Raw genomic sequence first — 17,488 nt, 5'->3', positions numbered from 1 at the left:
GAGCACGAGGAGCCTGTGATCGCAGTGTAACGATACGTCAACGTGCCTGGTGCGCACAGCGGGGAGGCGCAGGCTCGCGCACCCGGCGCGCCGCGGCGCCGGCTGCGCAGACCCCTCCGCCCGCACCCTGCCGGGCGCCCTACTCCTCGGGCAGCCAGCCGAGCTGCACCAGCGGCGTGCCCCGCTTGCGGGAGACGAAGAAACCCCGCCCCGGAGGCATCGGCCGGGCGCGGACGTTGCCCAGGATGTCACCCTCGCTCGGGTCGCCCGAAAGGACGACGCCCTGGGCCCCGAGCTCCTTGATGCGCTGCATGAACGGCTCGAACAGGGCGCGCGAGGCGCCGGCCGCGCTGCGCGCGATGACGAAGTGCACGCCGATGTCGCGGGCGAACGGCAGGTTCTCCGTCAGGACGCCGAGCGGGTTGCCGCTGCTGGTCGCCACCAGTTCGTAGTCGTCGACCATCACGAAGATCTTCGGCCCGGACCACCAGCTCCGCTCGCGGAGCTGCTGCGGGGTGACGTCCGGCGGCGGGTTGCGGCGCTGCATCAGGTCGCGCAGCGCGTTCATGTGGGCCTCCATGTGGTTCGACATGGCGGCGTACTCCACGAGGTGCGAGTCGGGCACCACCCCCAGCAGGGAGCGGCGGTAGTCGCCGACGACGATCTTCGCCTCCTCCCCGGTGTAGCGCTCGCAGAGTCGGCGGGCCAGCAGCCGCAGCAGGTTGGTCTTGCCGGTCTCGCTGTCGCCGAAGACCAGGAAGAACGGGTCGCTCTCGAAGTCGACGAAGACCGGCTCGAGGTTGTTCTCGTCGATGGCGAAGGCCACCCCGCGCTCCGGGTGGTCGCCGCCGCGCGGCAGTTCGTGCGCGGGCAGCTCCCGGGGCAGCAGCCGGACGGCCGGGGCCGAGGGGCCCTCCCAGGCCTGGGCGACGGCCTTGTTGAGCGCGTCCGAGGCGTCGGACAGCTCGTGGTCGGAGCCGACCCCGTCGATGCGCGGCACCGCCGACATGAAGTGCAGCTTCTCCGGGGTCTGGCCGCGGCCCGGCATGCCCGCCGGGACGTTGGCGGCGACCTTGCGGTCGAACTCGGAGTCCATGGTGTCGCCCAGCCGGAGCTCCAGGCGGTTCATGAGCTGGTCCTTGAGGGAGGCGCGCACCTCCATGCTGCGAGACGCGGTGATGACGACGTGGATGCCGTAACCGAGGCCGCGCGCGGCGATGTCGGTGACGTAGCCGTCGAGCCCCTCGTACTCCCCGCGGAAGTTCGCCCAGCCGTCGATCACCAGGAACACGTCGCCCCAGGGCTGGTCGGTGATCTCGCCGCGGGCGCGGCGCCGCCGGAAGGTGGCGATGGAGTCGATCTCGTGCGCCCGGAAGTACTCCTCCCGGCGGGCGAGGATGCCGTACACCTCGGCGATGGTGCGCCGCACCTTCTCCGGGTCCAGGCGGGAGGCGATCCCGCCGACGTGCGGCAGTCCGGAGACCGCCGACATGCCGCCGCCGCCGAAGTCCAGCCCGTAGAACTGCACCTGCTGCGGCGTGTGGGTCAGGGCGAACGACGAGACCAGGGTGCGCAGCAGCGTCGACTTCCCGGACTGCGGGCCGCCGATGACCAGCATGTGGCCGGCCGCGCCGGAGAAGTCCCGCCACAGCGGATCGCGACGCTGCTCGAAGGGCTTGTCGACGACGCCCAGCGGCACCACGAGCTGGCCCGCCCCGGCGTAGTCGGGCTGGGTGAGGCCGCGGCCCTCGACGGGCGTCAGGCCGGGCAGCAGCTCGTCCAGCGACGGCGCCTTGTCCAGCGGGGGCAGCCAGACCTGGTGGGCGGGGGTCCCCTGTCCCTCCAGCCGCCGCACGATCACGTCCAGCACCGTGTCGGCGAGGGCGTCGTCGTCCGGTGCCGGCGCGGGGGCCGGCACCGAGGGCTCCCGGGGCTCCGGTTCGTGCTGCTGTACGGGTACCGGCGCGGCGGTGAACAGCACCGGGCGGCGGGCGGCCGGCAGCGGGCCGCGGCGCCCCTCGTCGCCGGAGGAGCCGCTGCGGTAGACGCCGGAGACGTACGCCGCCTTGAAGCGGGTCATCTCGTCGGTGCCGAACTTCAGGTAGCCGGAACCGGGCACGGACGGCAGGTGGTAGGCGTCCGGCACGCCCAGCGCGGCCCGCGACTCGGCGGCGGAGAAGGTCCGCAGGCCGATGCGGTAGGAGAGGTAGGTCTCCAGGCCGCGCAGCCGTCCCTCCTCCAGCCGCTGCGAGGCGAGCAGCAGGTGCACGCCGAGGGACCGGCCGATCCGGCCGATCTGGATGAACATGTCGATGAAGTCCGGCTTCGCGGTCAGCAGTTCGCTGAACTCGTCGATGACCAGTACCAGTGAGGCGATGGGCGCCAGCGGCGCGCCGGCGGCCCGCGCCTTCTCGTAGTCGTGGATGTTGGCGTAGTTGCCCGCGTCGCGCAGCATCTCCTGACGGCGGTTCAGCTCGCCGCGGATGGAGTCGCCCATCCGGTCCACCAGCGTCAGGTCGTCCGCCAGGTTGGTGATGACCGCGGCGACGTGCGGCATCTGCGACATGCCGGCGAAGGTCGCGCCGCCCTTGAAGTCGGCGAGGACGAAGTTGAGGGTCTCCGAGGAGTGGGTCACCGCCAGGCCCAGCACCAGGGTGCGCAGCAGCTCCGACTTGCCGGATCCGGTGGCGCCGACGCACAGGCCGTGCGGGCCCATGCCGTCCTGCGCGGCCTCCTTCAGGTCCAGCATCACCGGCTGGCCGTCCTCGCCGACGCCGATCGGCACCCGCAGCCGCTCCGCCTGCGACCGCGGCCGCCAGGTGCGGGTGGTGTCCACGGAGGCGGCGTCGCCCAGGCCGAGCAGGTCGGTGAACTCCAGGTTGGCGAGAAGTGGTTCGTCGTCGGTGCCGCCGGAGCCCATGCGCAGCGGGGCGAGTTGGCGGGCCAGCGCCTCGGCGCCCTCCTGCGAGAGGACGTCGGGCGTGCCCTCGTAGACCAGTCCGTGCCCGGACTCGAGCTGCAGGGTGCCGGGCTGGACGACCACCGAGAGGCCGCCGCGCGGGTTGTCGATCTCGCCGGGCACGACCTCCACCACGGTGACCCCCTGGAGTCCCTCGGGCGAGGCCAGCAGCGAGCCGGGCGGCACCATGGCGCCGCCGTCCAGCACCACCAGCACGTGCGGCTGGTCCAGCAGCGGCTGGCCCTCGGCGTTGAACCGCGGGCGGCCGTCCAGCCGGGCCGCGAGCAGGCCCTCCAGCTCCAGCGCGTCCTCCGAGACCAGCCGCCGGGCGCCGGCGCCGTCCGTGCTGCCCTGCGCCTGCACGTGCGGCAGCCACTTGGCCCACTCCCACCGGTCCGCCGCCCCCCGGCCGGCGAGCACGGCGATCACCAGGTCCTCCGGGGAGTGCAGCGCGGCCAGCGAGGCGACCATCGCACGGGCGGAGCCGTGCACCGACTCCGGGCGGCCGCTGAGCGTCATGTGGTAGAAGGCGCGCAGCGAGACGGCCATCGGCAGGCCGTCGAGGGTGCCGTGGGTCTGCAGGAAGCGGTGCATGGCCCCGGCCGTCAGCGGCTCCAGCTCGTCCACGGGGGCGGTCTCCGGAGCCACCAGGGGGGTGGCGAGCTGCTGGGCGCCGAGCCCGATGCGTACCTGGGCGAAGTCGGCGTCCCCGGCGCGGCGTTCCCACACCCGGCTGCCCTCGGCGACGAGCGCCCAGAGCTGGTCGGGGGAGGGGTGGAGATAGAACTGCGCGTCCCGCTGCTTCCGCGCGGTGCGGCGGACCTTGCGCCGGGTCTGGGCCAGGTACTTGAGGTAGTCCCGGCGCAGCTGCGCCATCTGTCCCTGTGTGCCCCGGCGAAACCGAACGATGGTGGCGATGAGCATGGCGATCGTGGACGCCACCATCACCACGCCCATGATCCGCATGAAGGGGTGGGCGTTCGGCATGAAGAAGAAGACCACGGAGCCCCCCATGCCGAGCATGGGGAGGATCTGCATCAGCACGCCCTCCTGCTGCCCGCGGGGGAGTTCGGGCGGGGGCTCCAGCGTCAGGTCCTCGCTGGGCACGCTCGGCGGCAGAGCCCGCGGCGGACGCTTGACGACGATCTGACTCACGGCGAAGCACCAATCCCTTGGGCGGACGGGACAGTTCCTGCCGACGCCCCCGTGGCGACGGACTCCGTCCGCGCGGGGCGATCCTACTGGCACGCCCCTCGCACGGGGAGCGATAGGGTGTCGCGCGACATGTGCACAGCAGCGAAGGGGCGCCCGCCGGAGCGGCACCGGCCGCCGTCGTGGAGGACGTGCGGGGACCTCGTGAAGAGCGCCGCGGGAACCGGCGGAACCACCGGGAACGCGCGGAGCGAGGCGCCCGCACTGTGCGCGGGATGGAGCCAGTGAGCAGCCCATGAGGGGGATCGCAAGGTGAGTACGACGGCATCGGCGGCCGCCACCGGCTTCTGCCGGGTCACCATCGTCGCGCCGGACAGCCGGATCGACGTGGCCCTGCCGGAGGACATCCCGGTGGCGGACGTCTACCCGGAGATCCTGCGCCTCAGCGGCCAGACACCGGCCGAGGGCGCCCCCGTGGGCTACCACCTGGTGCGCCGGGACGGCACGGTCCTGGACGGCGCCCGGTCCTTCGCCGCGCAGCGCATCCTGGACGGCGAGGTCCTCAGCCTCCGCCCGTTCGCCGAGTCCCTGCCGCCCGCCGTCTACGACGACGTGTCCGACGCCGTCGCCTCCGCGGTGACCCGGGACCGGACCCTGTGGAACGACGGGCTGATGCGCGGCGCGGGTCTCGTCGGCGGCCTGGTGCTGCTGGTGCTGATGGCCTTCGTGCTCTGGTTCGCCGACCCGGTGCGGCACGACATGCACAGTCTGCCGGGCATCCTCGCCGCCGTGGCCGGGGTGCTGCTGGTGGCCTTCGCGGCCGTACGCGCCCGGGTCTACGACGACCGCCCCGCGGCGATCGCCCTGGGGCTGGGCGCGCTGCCGCACGTCATGATCGCCGGTTCCGGCCTGCTGCCGCTGGAGGACGGCGGCGGCATCGGCCGGCTGCAGTTCCTGCTCGGCTGTGTGGCCGTGCTCGTCGCCTCGGTCGTCCTCATCGTGGCCACGCCGAGCGGCGACGGGCCGTTCGTCGCCGCCGCCTTCGCCGCCGCCGTCGGCACCCTGATCACCTTCGTCGCGATCCTCAACGACATCCGCCCGGTGGAGACCGCCGCACTCTGCGTCCCGGTCGCCGTGGGCCTCCTCGCCTTCCTGCCCGGCCTCTCCTCCCGCTTCGCGCGGCTGCCGATCGGCTACACCACTCCGCAGCCCGGCGCCCTGCGGTACGACGACGACCCGGACGCCGCCCCGGACACCGACGGCCCGGTGGACGCGGACCGCATCGCCGCCCAGGCCCGCCGCGGCCACGAGATGCTGGTCGGCCTCGTCGGCGGCTGCGCCGCCGTGGTCGTCGGCGCCGCCGCCGTTCTGGGCTTCTCCGACGCCGGCTGGGGTCAGTTGCTGGCGCTCGCCGCCGGCCTGTCCATGCTGCTCCGGGCCCGGCTCTTCCGCTACACCGCGCAGGTCGGCTGCGCCCTGGTGGCCGGGCTGGCCGCGATCGCCCTGCTGGGCCTCGGGCTCGCCCTCAACCCGTCGGCGGACATGGTCGCCGCGTTCGTGACCGGGGACGACTCAGCGCTCAGCCTCCGTACGATCTGGCTCACCGCGGCCCTCGCGTTCTCCGCCGCCCTGGTCACGGCCATCGGGCTCATCGTGCCCAGCAAGGGTGTGACCCCCTTCTGGGCCCGGTTCCTGGAGATCTTCGAGACCTTCGTGCTGCTCACCCTCGTGCCGCTCTGCCTGGCCGTGCTGGAGGTCTACTCCGCCGCCCGCAGCATGACGAGCTGACCCGGGGCGCGGCCGGCGCACCGGTGCCCGTGCCGGGGCCCGGCCCCCGGCACGGGCACCGGTCGCACGCTGGTAAGCTGACCAGGCCTCCCGAGTGACCGAAGGTTCCCCTGTGACGCAGACCAGGGGCGCTCGGCGGCCAGACCCCTGAGGAGTTCGCGTGTCGTCTCTCGACGCAGCAAGGAAGAAGTCCATCATCTCCGAGTTCGCCACCAAGGAGGGTGACACCGGCTCCCCCGAGGTCCAGGTCGCCCTGCTCTCGGCGCGCATCTCGGACCTGACCGAGCACCTGAAGATGCACAAGCACGACCACCACTCCCGCCGTGGTCTGCTGCTGCTGGTCGGCCAGCGCCGCCGCCTGCTGCAGTACCTGGCGAAGAAGGACATCCAGCGGTTCCGTGCCCTCGTCGAGCGGCTCGGCATCCGCCGGGGCGCGGCAGGCGCCCGCTAGCACACGTGGAGGGGAGCGGTTCCCGTACGCCGGGGGCCGCTCCTCTCGCCGTATCACCGGGCCCGGCCCGTGACCTCTCGTGGGAGCCGGAAACTTTGTAATCTGGTCCCACGACGCAAAACATCTGCATACGCCACAAGTGAACACAGACTGACGAGGCAGAGCGCGTCCCCCGACGCCGGTCCTCGGTAGTGGCCCCCGGACGTGACACGGATGCCGGGTGCTTCGATCGAAGACCGGCACCGCACCGGGAGCGCTCCGCCACCCACGGTCCGCCGCCGCACGGCGGCGGACACGGACGAGGAGAATCCCCTGGTGGAGAACGAAACCCACTACGCCGAAGCCGTGATCGACAACGGCGCGTTCGGCAGCCGCACCATCCGCTTCGAGACCGGCCGCCTCGCCAAGCAGGCCGCCGGCTCCGCCGTGGCCTACCTGGACGACGAGACCATGGTCCTGTCGGCCACCACCGCCTCCAAGCAGCCGAAGGAGCAGCTCGACTTCTTCCCCCTCACGGTCGACGTCGAGGAGCGGATGTACTCCGCGGGCAAGATCCCCGGCTCCTTCTTCCGCCGGGAGGGGCGGCCCAGCGAGGACGCCATCCTCACCTGCCGGCTCATCGACCGTCCGCTGCGCCCCTCCTTCCGCAAGGGCCTGCGGAACGAGATCCAGATCGTCGAGACGATCATGGCGCTCAACCCCGACCACCTCTACGACGTGGTCGCGATCAACGCCGCCTCCTGCTCCACGCAGCTCGCCGGGCTCCCCTTCTCCGGGCCCATCGGCGGCACCCGGGTCGCCCTGATCCGCGGCCAGTGGGTGGCCTTCCCCACCCACAGCGAGCTGGAGGAGGCCGTCTTCGACATGGTCGTCGCCGGCCGTGTGCTGCCGGACGGCGACGTGGCCGTGATGATGGTCGAGGCCGAGGCCACCGAGCACACCGTCGAGCTCGTCCGGGGCGGCGCCGAGGCGCCCACCGAGGAGCTCGTCGCCGCCGGCCTGGAGGCCGCCAAGCCCTTCATCAAGGTGCTGTGCAAGGCCCAGTCCGATCTGGCGGCCAAGGCCGCCAAGCCGACCGGCGAGTTCCCGATCTTCCTGGACTACCAGGACGACGTGCTGGACGCCCTCACCGAGGCCGTGCGGGACGAGCTGGCACAGGCCCTCACCATCGCCGGCAAGCAGGAGCGCGAGTCCGAGCTGGACCGGGTGAAGGCCCTGGCCGGGGAGAAGCTGCTGCCGCAGTTCGAGGGCCGCGAGAAGGAGATCTCCGCCGCCTACCGCTCGCTGACCAAGACCCTGGTGCGCGAGCGCGTCATCAAGGAGAAGAAGCGCATCGACGGCCGCGGCGTCACGGACATCCGTACGCTCGCCGCCGAGGTCGAGGCGATCCCGCGGGTGCACGGCTCGGCGCTCTTCGAGCGCGGCGAGACGCAGATCCTCGGTGTCACCACGCTGAACATGCTCCGTATGGAGCAGCAGCTCGACACCCTCTCCCCGGTGACCCGCAAGCGGTACATGCACAACTACAACTTCCCGCCCTACTCCACCGGCGAGACCGGCCGCGTCGGCTCCCCGAAGCGGCGGGAGATCGGCCACGGCGCGCTGGCCGAGCGGGCCCTGGTGCCGGTGCTGCCCAGCCGGGAGGAGTTCCCGTACGCCATCCGCCAGGTCTCCGAGGCGCTCGGCTCCAACGGCTCGACCTCCATGGGCTCGGTCTGCGCCTCCACCATGTCCCTGCTGAACGCCGGAGTGCCGCTGAAGGCTCCGGTCGCCGGCATCGCCATGGGCCTGATCTCCCAGGAGATCGAGGGTGAGACCCACTACGTGACGCTGACCGACATCCTCGGCGCCGAGGACGCCTTCGGCGACATGGACTTCAAGGTCGCCGGCACCCGGCAGTTCGTCACCGCGCTCCAGCTCGACACCAAGCTGGACGGCATCCCGGCCTCCGTGCTCGCCGCGGCCCTCAAGCAGGCCCGGGACGCGCGGCTGCACATCCTCGACGTGATGAGCGAGGCCATCGACGTCCCGGACGAGATGTCCCCCAACGCCCCGCGGATCATCACGGTGAAGATCCCGGTGGACAAGATCGGTGAGGTCATCGGCCCGAAGGGCAAGATGATCAACCAGATCCAGGAGGACACCGGCGCCGACATCACCATCGAGGACGACGGCACCATCTACATCGGTGCCGCCGACGGGCCGGCCGCCGAGGCCGCCCGCACCACGATCAACAGCATCGCCAACCCGACGATGCCCGAGGTCGGCGAGCGGTACCTGGGCACGGTCGTGAAGACCACCACGTTCGGCGCCTTCGTCTCCCTGCTCCCGGGCAAGGACGGCCTGCTCCACATCTCGCAGATCCGCAAGCTCGCCGGCGGCAAGCGGGTGGAGAACGTCGAGGACGTCCTCGGCGTCGGCCAGAAGGTGCAGGTCGAGATCGCGGAGATCGACCAGCGCGGCAAGCTCTCGCTGATCCCGGTTCTCGACGAGGAGAACGGCGAGTCCGAGAACGGCGACGGGAAGGACGACGCCGCCAAGTGACGCGTACGCCTCGCACGACGGCCCGCCCCTCCACCGGGGGGCGGGCCGTCGCCCGTACATCGACGCTGCTGAAGGGGGAGAACGGCACGGGTACCGTCCGCAAGTCGATCCTCCCCGGCGGGCTCCGGGTCCTCACCGAGACCCTGCCGGCGGTCCGCTCCGCCACGTTCGGCATCTGGGCGCACGTGGGCTCCCGGGACGAGACCCCCGCCCTGAACGGCGCCACGCACTACCTGGAGCACCTGCTCTTCAAGGGCACCGAACGGCGCTCGGCACTGGACATCTCCGCGGCCCTGGACGCCGTCGGCGGCGAGATGAACGCCTTCACCGCGAAGGAGTTCACCTGCTACTACGCCCGGGTGCTCGACACCGACCTGCCGCTGGCCATCGACGTGGTCTGCGACATGCTCACCGGCTCCGTGATCGACCCCGCGGAGGTGGAGGCCGAGCGCGGCGTCATCCTCGAAGAGATCGCGATGACCGAGGACGACCCCGGCGACTGCGTACACGACCTCTTCGCACACACCATGCTCGGCGACTCCCCGCTGGGCCGTCCCGTCCTCGGCACCGTCGACACGGTCAACGCGCTCACCCGGGACCGCCTCGCCCGCTTCTACCGCAAGCACTACGACCCCGCCCACCTGGTCGTGGCCGCCGCCGGCAACCTCGACCACGCCGGCGTCGTGCACCAGGTACAGGCCGCCTTCGATCGCGCCGGCGCCCTGGCCCGTACGGCGGACGCGGCGCCCGTCGGACCCCGCGGCGGCAGCCGGGCGATACGAGGCGGGGGACGCGTCGACCTGCTGGAGCGCGGCACCGAGCAGGCCCACCTGATCCTCGGGCTGCCCGGGGTCTCCCGCAACGACGAGCGGCGCTGGGCTCTCGGCGTGCTGAGCGCCGCCCTCGGCGGCGGCATGAGCTCCCGGCTCTTCCAGGAGATCCGCGAGAAGCGCGGCCTCGCCTACAGCACCTACTCCTACACCTCCGGCTTCGCCGACTGCGGCCTCTTCGGCGTCTACGCCGGCTGCCGTCCCAGCCAGGTACCGGACGTGCTCAAGATCTGCCGAGAGGAACTCGACCGGGTGGCCCGGCACGGACTCACGGACGACGAGGTGCACCGGGCCGTCGGCCAGCTCTCCGGCTCCACCGTGCTCGGCCTCGAGGACACCGGGGCCCTGATGCACCGGCTCGGCAAGGGCGAGCTGTGCTGGGGCGAGCAGATGTCCGTGGACGACATGCTGGCCCGGATCTCCGCGGTCACGCCCGACACGATCCGCGAGGTGGCCCGCGACGTGCTGGGCGCCCGGCCCTCGCTCTCCGCGATCGGCCCTCTCACCGACCGGCAGGCCGCGCACCTGCACGAGGCCGTGGCCTGACCCGGGACGCGGACGGGGCAGACTGGACCCGCGGCACCACGCCCCGCGACCGCCGCGGGCCCGCACCGAGCACGACAGGAGAATGAGCACCCCATGAGCAACCGAACCCGGGTGGCGGTCATCGGCGCCAAGGGCCGGATGGGCTCCGAGGCCGTACGCGCCGTGGAGGCGGCCGACGACCTGGAGCTGGTCGCCGCCCTCGGCAGCGGGGACGCCCTGGAGACCCTCACGGAGGCGGGTGCCGAGGTCGCGATCGAGCTGACCCACCCGGACTCCGTCATGGACAACCTCGAGTTCTGCGTGCGGCACGGCATCCACGGCGTGGTCGGCACCACCGGCTGGACCCCGGAGCGCCTGGAGCGGCTCCGCGGCTGGCTCGGCGACGTGCCCGGCACCGGTGTGCTCATCGCGCCGAACTTCGGCATCGGCGCCGTCCTCACCATGCGGTTCGCCCGGCAGGCCGCTCGCTTCTTCGAATCCGTGGAAGTCGTCGAGTTGCACCACCCCGGCAAGGCCGACGCCCCCAGCGGCACCGCGGTCCGCACCGCCCAGCTCGTCGCCGAGGCCCGCCGGGAGGCCGGCTGCCCGCCGCAGCCCGACGCCACCACCAGCGCCCTGGAGGGCGCCCGCGGGGCCGACGTGGACGGCGTGCCGGTGCACGCCGTGCGGCTGCGCGGGCTGGTCGCGCACCAGGAGGTGATCTTCGGTGACGACGGGGAGACCTTCACCCTCCGCCACGACTCGATGAACCGCGGCTCCTTCATGCCCGGCGTGCTCCTGGGCGTCCGCCGCGTCGGCTCCGCCCCCGGCCTGACCTACGGGCTGGAACACTTCATGGATCTGGACTGACCGTGCGCGCCCGGCTCACCTACTGCGCGCTGGCCGCCGTCCTGGTCGTCTACTTCGTCCTGGTCGGCAGCCGCGGCGTGCTGCTCATCCGGCAGGGCACGCCCCTGACCGTCGCCTTCGGCGCGGCCGTGCTGGTACTGCCCGCGATCGGCGCCTGGTTCCTCTGGCACAACACCCGCTTCGCACGGAACGCCAACCGTCTCGCCCGCGAGCTGGACGCCGAGGGCGGACTGCCCGTCGACGAGCTGAAGCGGACGCCGGGTGGTCGCATCGACCGCGTCTCGGCCGACGCGGTCTTCGCGCGACGCCGCGCGGAGGCCGAGGCCGGACCGGACGACTGGCGGAACTGGTTCCGGCTGGCCGTCGCCTACCATGACGCCCGCGACACCCCACGAGCCCGCAGGGCGATGCAGCGCGCGATCGCCCTGCACGACGGCGAGCGGACCCACGCCGCGGACTGAACCGGGTCGCCGCCCGCGGCCGGGGCACCGAACCGGTCAGCGCCTGCCGGCGGGGCGTCCCGCCGGCCCGATCCGGTCAGCCCGACCGGCCGAGGGAGCGCGCCTCGTCGGCCCAGGACTCTATGACGTCGGCGGCCCGGTCGAAGGCCTCGCGCCGCCCCAGGAAGTCCGCGTTGCGGTCGGTCAGCAGCACGCGCGGCTCCCCGCCGCCACGGCCGCGGACCAGCACCAGCGCCTGGCCCTGCACCGTGCGGGGCAGCCCGAGCCACCGCACCGGCTGCTGGGCCGTGCGTACGCCGGCGACTCGTTCCCAGCGGAACGTCACCGTGCGGAGCAGGCCCGTGTGCCGCAGACCGCGACCGCTGACCCACACCCCCATCCGGAGCAGCCGCAGCGCCGTCGCCACCATCACGGCGGCCGCCGCCGCACAGCTCAGCGCGCCGGAGGAGGCCCCCGCCATCGCGATGATCACGGCGGAGATGAGCAGATAGGCCGTCAGAAGCAGCAGCAGGGCCGCACCGCCCACCCGCCAGGGCCCCGGCCGGTACGGGCGCCGCCAGTGGTCCCGCTGCTCGAACGGGAGAGGGGTCTCGGATGCCGGGAAGGTATCCGCTTCCCGGTCGGCCGTCAGGAAGGTCAGGGGCACGGCGGTCCTCGGTCACGATGTGCGGGGTCTGTGACGGGTGAGACTAGCGAGCCCCGCGGGGACCGGCCACCCCCGGCCCTGCCCGTGCCGGGTCAGCGCCCGTTGCGCGCGGCCGGCGGGTCGCCGTCGCGGTGGCGCTCCGCGTCGAGAGCCGGGACCCCGAGCAGCAGCGATCCGACCAGGCCCGATATCACGGTCAGCGCCAGCAGCACGCCACCGGCTATCTGCCGCGGGCTGCGCCGCGGCCGCGGCGGCGGCGTCACATCGCTGCGGAACCGCTCGGCCTCGGCGACGAAGGTGTACGGGACGGGCTCTCCCCGACGAACCATCTGGGCCACTCCTGATCATGTCGTTCCGGCCATATGCGGCCTGTACCGGACTGAACGTCCCGGCCTCCTCCTGAGTGCCCGATTTCCGGGGTTCGTCACCGATCCGCAACCCGGCGCCCCGGCGGTGCCGCTCGCGCGCCTGCGGCCGGGCCGTAGGCTGAGGCGACCTGGTGAACGACAGACCCGGAAGGACCCCGCCGGTGACCGACGCCGACACCCCGGCCCCCGCCCCCCGTTTCCGCAGTGACATGACGGTCGAGCTGGTCAAGCACAGCGCGGCCGACACGGACGTGCTGTGGGCGGCGCGGGTCTCCACCGCCGGCGAGCAGTCCCTGGACGAGCTCTCCAAGGACCCGGAGCGCTCCAAGGGGCTGATCAACTTCCTGATGCGGGACCGGCACGGCAGCCCGTTCGAGCACAACTCCATGACCTTCTTCGTCAGCGCGCCCCTCTTCGTCTTCCGCGAGTTCCACCGGCACCGGGTCGGATGGTGCCTGGCCGGGGACACGGAGATCACCCTGGTGAGCGAAGCGGGGAACCTCCGCCGAAAGCCGATCGCGGAGCTGTACCGGCAGTGGCACGAGGGCGTGGAGGATTCTCTCCCCTGGTCCGCGGGTGGGGTGACGTGGCACCGCAAGGCGCAGAAGTGGATGGCTCAGGTCCGTCTCCGCGGGACGTACCACTATCTGGGTCTGCACGAGACCCGGGAAGCCGCCCAGAGCGCCGTCCTGGAGTTCCGTGAGCAGAACCCGAGCACCCGGCTGCGCAGGCTTGCCTCGGTCCGCAGGAACCACGTGCGCTGTTATGACGAGGAGAGCCTCGCCGCTCAGCGTGCCCCGATCCTGGACGTCATCGAGTCCGGCGTGAAGCCGCTGCTCAAGATCAGGACTCGGCAGGGGCGGGAATTGCGCTGTTCGGTGGATCATGCGGTCTTCACGCCGGACGGCTGGTGCAAGGCCGGTGAGCTGGCTCCAGGAGATGCGGTCATGGTCGCCGGGACGGCGGCCCGCCCGACCGAGCGCCTCGTACCGCCCAGCCTCCGGCGTGGCATCGGCGTGTGGACATCGATGCAGCGTGACCGGCTGATCGCCGAGGAGGACGTCTGCCATGTGTGTGCGGGACGCTTCCCCCGTGCTCAGCTCGCACTCGATCACGTCGTCCCGGTCGTGGACGATCTGCAGCGCGCCTTGGACGCCGGTAACCTGGCGCCCGCCTGCCAGGCGTGTCACACCGAGAAGAGCGCGGCCGAGCAGGCCCGGGCCGTCCGGGGCGGCAAGGTGGCTGTGGCGCGACCCGACGAGGTCGCTTCGGTGATTCCCGACGGCGAGGAGATGACGTACGACCTCTCGGTCGAGGGACCCTGGCACAACTTCCTGGCCAACGGCATCGTCGTGCACAACTCGTACAACGAGGAGTCCGGGAGGTACCGGGAGCTCCAGCCGGTCTTCTACGTCCCGGACGAGGAGCGGAAGCTGGTGCAGCAGGGGCGCCCCGGCAAGTACGAGTTCACGGCCGGGACGCAGGAGCAGCACAAGCTGGTCAGAGAGGCCATGACCCACTCGTACGCACAGGCGTACGAGACCTACCGGGAGCTGCTGGAGGCCGGGGTCGCCCGCGAGGTGGCCCGCGCGGTCCTCCCGGTGGGCCTCTACTCGTCGATGTACGCCACCTGCAACGCCCGCTCGCTGATGCACTTCCTCGGCCTGCGCACCCGGCACGAGGAGGCCCGCGTCCCGTCCTTCCCGCAGCGCGAGATCGAGATGGTGGCGGAGCGGATGGAGGCGCGCTGGGCCGAGCTCATGCCGCTGACGTATGCGGCGTTCAACGCGAACGGCCGGGTCGCGCCATAGGCGCACGCAACCCGGCGCGCGCCGCGCGGTGTCCGTATTGCGACGTTTCGCGTAGTTCATCTAGGCTGAACACACGGACCCGGCACTGCCTGAACCCCCGAGCAGACAGTGCCGGGTTCCCTGACCGACGGCCCCGAGGGAGCGGGAGACCGCCTGCTGCGAGTAGCGTGGGACCCATGGCTCCGACCTCCACACCGCAGACGCCCTTCGGGCGGGTCCTGACCGCCATGGTCACGCCGTTCACCGCGGACGGCGCGCTCGATCTCGACGGCGCGCAGCAGCTCGCCGCCCATCTGGTGGACGCCGGCAACGACGGCCTGATCGTCAGCGGCACCACCGGCGAGTCCCCCACCACCAGCGATGTGGAGAAAGCTCAGCTCGTGCGCGCGGTCGTGGAGGCCGTCGGGGACCGGGCCCATGTCGTGGCCGGAGCCGGTACGAACCACACCGAGCACAGCCTCAAGCTGGCCCGCGAGGCCGCCGAGGCCGGAGCCCACGGCCTGCTGGCCGTCACCCCGTACTACAGCAAGCCGCCGCAGGAGGGGCTCTACCGGCACTTCACCGCCATCGCGGACGCCACCGACCTGCCGGTGATGCTCTACGACATCCCCGGCCGCAGCGGTGTCCCGATCAACACCGAGACCATCGTCCGGCTGGCCGAGCACCCCCGGATCGTGGCCAACAAGGACGCCAAGGGCGACCTCGGCCGTGCGAGCTGGGCCATCGCCACCAGCGGCCTGGCCTGGTACAGCGGCGACGACATGCTGAACCTCCCGCTGCTCTCGGTCGGCGCGATCGGCTATGTCTCGGTCGTCGGCCACCTCGTCACCCCCGAGCTGCGCGCCATGCTGGAGGCGCACGTCAGCGGGGACGTGGTCAAGGCCACGGAGATCCACCAGAAGCTGCTGCCCGTCTTCACCGGCATGTTCCGCACCCAGGGCGTCATCACCACCAAGGCCGCGCTGGCTCTGCAGGGGATGCCCGCGGGACCGCTCCGCATGCCGCTCGTCGAGCTCTCCCCCGAGGAGACCGAGCAGCTCAGGCGCGATCTGGCGGCCGGCGGGGTACATCTCTGACCACAGACTTCACAACTCCATACCGAAGAACACAGCAAGTGAAAAGAATCGCTCGCGCCACGTGCCCCCTGCCGGGCGCGTGGCGCGCGTGGTGAGGAGAGTCCTTTGAGTCATCCGCATCCCGAGCTCGGTACGCCGCCGAGGCTCCCGGAGGGTGGACTCCGCGTCACCCCGCTCGGCGGCCTGGGCGAGATCGGCCGCAACATGACGGTGTTCGAGTACGGCGGGCGCCTGCTCATCGTCGACTGCGGAGTGCTCTTCCCCGAGGAGGAGCAGCCCGGCATCGACCTGATCCTGCCGGACTTCACCTCCATCCGGGACCGCCTCGACGACATCGACGGCATCGTCCTCACGCACGGTCACGAGGACCACATCGGCGGCATCCCCTACCTGCTCCGCGAGAAGCCGGACATCCCGCTCATCGGCTCCAAGCTCACGCTGGCCCTCATCGAGGCCAAGCTGCAGGAGCACCGCATCCGGCCGTACACCCTCGAGGTCTCGGAGGGCCACCGGGAGCGGGTCGGCCCCTTCGACTGCGAGTTCGTCGCGGTCAACCACTCCATCCCGGACGCGCTGGCGCTCGCCCTGCGCACCCCCGCCGGGCTGGTGGTGCACACCGGCGACTTCAAGATGGACCAGCTTCCACTCGACGGCCGCCTCACGGACCTGCGGGCCTTCTCCCGGCTGGGGGAGGAGGGCATCGACCTGCTGCTCTGCGACTCCACCAACGCCGAGGTGCCGGGCTTTGTGCCGCCCGAGCGCGATATCTCGCAGGTGCTCCGCCAGGTCTTCGCGGGAGCGCAGCGGCGGATCATCGTCGCCAGCTTCGCCTCGCACGTCCACCGCATCCAGCAGATCCTCGACGCCGCACACGAGTACGGACGCCGGGTGGCCTTCGTCGGCCGCTCGATGGTCCGCAACATGGGCATCGCCCGTGACCTGGGGTACCTCCGGGTGCCCGCCGGGCTCGTCGTGGACGTGAAGGCGCTGGACGACCTGCCGGACGAGGAGGTCGTGCTCGTCTGCACCGGTTCCCAGGGCGAACCGATGGCCGCGCTCTCCCGGATGGCCAACCGCGACCACCAGATCCGGATCGTCCCGGGCGACACGGTGATCCTCGCGTCCTCGCTCATCCCGGGGAACGAGAACGCCGTGTACCGCGTGATCAACGGGCTCACCCGGTGGGGCGCCAACGTCGTGCACAAGGGCAACGCCAAGGTCCACGTCTCCGGGCACGCCTCGGCGGGCGAGCTGCTGTACTTCTACAACGTCTGCCGGCCGCGGAACGTCATGCCGGTACACGGCGAGTGGCGGCACCTGCGCGCCAACGCCGAGCTCGCCGCGCTCACCGGGGTCCCGCAGGACCGTATCGCCATCGCGGAGGACGGGGTGGCCGTCGACCTGGTGGAGGGCAAGGCGAAGATCGTCGGCAAGGTGCAGGCGGGCTACGTCTATGTGGACGGGCTGTCGGTGGGAGACGTCACCGAGTCCTCGCTGAAGGACCGCAGGATCCTGGGCGACGAGGGCATCATCTCGGTCTTCGTGGTGGTGGACAGCAGCACCGGGAAGATCGTCGGCGGTCCGCACATCCAGTCCCGGGGCTCCGGCATCGACGACGCGGACTTCGAGGCCGTCATCCCCCGGATCGACGAGGCCCTGGCCAAGTCGGCCCAGGACGGCATCTCCGAGCCCCATCAGCTTCAGCAGCTCGTGCGCCGCGCGGTCGGCAAGTGGGTCTCCGAGAGCTACCGCAGGCGCCCGATGATCCTCCCCGTGGTCGTCGAGGTCTGACGCGACGCGGAGCGGGGCGCCTCGATTTGCATCGCGGCGCCCCGCTCCAGTACGTTTACGGCTCCACCGCAACGGGAACCGGAGCAGTCTTGCTCGGGAGGCCCGAGCGAGGGGAGCATCGGACCGGAAATCGGAACGAAGATCCTCTGGTAAGGTGGAAAACACCGAAGGGAAGCGCCCGGAGGAATCCTGAGAGGGGTTCCGATGGCAGCGTCC

Annotated in this window: 11 protein-coding genes and 3 pseudogenes; 11 read left to right on the top strand and 3 right to left on the bottom strand. The window is 71.8% G+C overall.

The window, feature by feature from the left end:
* Positions 1–139: 139 nt before the first annotated feature.
* Positions 140–4,114, bottom strand: a complete 3,975-nt coding sequence (gene eccCa, locus HOY81_RS17865; protein ID WP_237321440.1) for a type VII secretion protein EccCa — start codon at positions 4,112–4,114, stop codon at positions 140–142.
* Positions 4,115–4,423: 309 nt separating this feature from the next.
* Between eccCa and eccD the strand changes: the two genes are divergently transcribed.
* The 6 genes from eccD to HOY81_RS17835 all read left to right on the top strand — a co-directional run bounded on the left by eccD (position 4,424) and on the right by HOY81_RS17835 (position 11,580).
* Positions 4,424–5,899, top strand: coding sequence for a type VII secretion integral membrane protein EccD (eccD, locus tag HOY81_RS17860; protein ID WP_237321439.1), 1,476 nt, complete (start codon positions 4,424–4,426; stop codon positions 5,897–5,899).
* Between the two features lie 160 nt (positions 5,900–6,059).
* On the top strand, positions 6,060–6,350 hold the full coding sequence (rpsO, locus tag HOY81_RS17855) for a 30S ribosomal protein S15 (RefSeq protein ID WP_237321438.1): 291 nt from the start codon (positions 6,060–6,062) through the stop codon (positions 6,348–6,350).
* Between the two features lie 315 nt (positions 6,351–6,665).
* Positions 6,666–8,894 carry a polyribonucleotide nucleotidyltransferase gene (locus tag HOY81_RS17850; protein WP_237321437.1) on the top strand — a complete coding sequence of 743 codons (2,229 nt, stop codon included), beginning with the start codon at positions 6,666–6,668 and terminating at the stop codon, positions 8,892–8,894.
* Positions 8,891–10,270, top strand: coding sequence for a pitrilysin family protein (locus HOY81_RS17845; protein ID WP_237321436.1), 1,380 nt, complete (start codon positions 8,891–8,893; stop codon positions 10,268–10,270). Before HOY81_RS17850 ends, HOY81_RS17845 begins: the two co-directional genes overlap by 4 nt.
* Before the next feature lie 93 nt (positions 10,271–10,363).
* Positions 10,364–11,119: a 4-hydroxy-tetrahydrodipicolinate reductase gene (dapB, locus tag HOY81_RS17840; protein ID WP_237321435.1), complete on the top strand. Its 756-nt coding sequence runs from the start codon at positions 10,364–10,366 to the stop codon at positions 11,117–11,119.
* 2 nt (positions 11,120–11,121) lie between these two features.
* Positions 11,122–11,580, top strand: a complete 459-nt coding sequence (locus HOY81_RS17835; RefSeq protein ID WP_237321434.1) for a hypothetical protein — start codon at positions 11,122–11,124, stop codon at positions 11,578–11,580.
* A gap of 76 nt (positions 11,581–11,656) precedes the next feature.
* Here HOY81_RS17835 and HOY81_RS17830 read toward each other — a convergent pair whose 3' ends face one another.
* Both HOY81_RS17830 and HOY81_RS17825 read right to left on the bottom strand, forming a co-directional pair.
* Positions 11,657–12,226 carry a hypothetical protein gene (locus tag HOY81_RS17830; RefSeq protein ID WP_237321433.1) on the bottom strand — a complete coding sequence of 190 codons (570 nt, stop codon included), beginning with the start codon at positions 12,224–12,226 and terminating at the stop codon, positions 11,657–11,659.
* A gap of 92 nt (positions 12,227–12,318) precedes the next feature.
* Positions 12,319–12,555 (bottom strand): hypothetical protein, encoded by a 237-nt coding sequence (locus HOY81_RS17825; protein ID WP_237321432.1) that lies wholly within the window; start codon positions 12,553–12,555, stop codon positions 12,319–12,321.
* A gap of 248 nt (positions 12,556–12,803) precedes the next feature.
* On the opposite strand from HOY81_RS17825, the pseudogene HOY81_RS17820 reads away from it, so the two are divergent.
* The 5 genes and pseudogenes from HOY81_RS17820 to HOY81_RS17805 form a co-directional block, all read left to right on the top strand.
* Positions 12,804–13,046 (top strand): annotated as a pseudogene (locus tag HOY81_RS17820) (FAD-dependent thymidylate synthase); the annotation flags it as partial.
* A 159-nt stretch (positions 13,047–13,205) separates the two neighbouring features.
* A pseudogene (locus tag HOY81_RS17815) lies at positions 13,206–13,952 on the top strand (HNH endonuclease); the annotation flags it as partial.
* A gap of 3 nt (positions 13,953–13,955) precedes the next feature.
* Positions 13,956–14,405, top strand: a pseudogene (thyX, locus tag HOY81_RS27605) (FAD-dependent thymidylate synthase); the annotation flags it as partial.
* 176 nt (positions 14,406–14,581) lie between these two features.
* Complete coding sequence (dapA, locus tag HOY81_RS17810; RefSeq protein ID WP_237321431.1) at positions 14,582–15,481, top strand: 4-hydroxy-tetrahydrodipicolinate synthase; 900 nt, start codon at positions 14,582–14,584, stop codon at positions 15,479–15,481.
* 105 nt (positions 15,482–15,586) lie between these two features.
* Positions 15,587–17,272 carry a ribonuclease J gene (locus HOY81_RS17805; RefSeq protein WP_237321430.1) on the top strand — a complete coding sequence of 562 codons (1,686 nt, stop codon included), beginning with the start codon at positions 15,587–15,589 and terminating at the stop codon, positions 17,270–17,272.
* Positions 17,273–17,488 lie beyond the last annotated feature (216 nt).

This window comes from Streptomyces sp. JJ36, from assembly GCF_021696945.1.
In the GTDB taxonomy this organism is placed as follows: Bacteria; Actinomycetota; Actinomycetes; order Streptomycetales; family Streptomycetaceae; genus Streptomyces.
The sequence above is the reverse complement of the archived record's forward strand: the minus strand, read 5'-3'. Positions and strand labels throughout refer to the sequence as shown.

Coding starts and splice junctions, on each gene's coding strand:
- dapB (WP_237321435.1), top strand. CDS start 10,364: ATGAGCAACCGAACCCGGGTGGCGGTCATCGGCGCCAAGGGCCGGATG.
- HOY81_RS17825 (WP_237321432.1), bottom strand. CDS start 12,555: ATGGTTCGTCGGGGAGAGCCCGTCCCGTACACCTTCGTCGCCGAGGCC.
- dapA (WP_237321431.1), top strand. CDS start 14,582: ATGGCTCCGACCTCCACACCGCAGACGCCCTTCGGGCGGGTCCTGACC.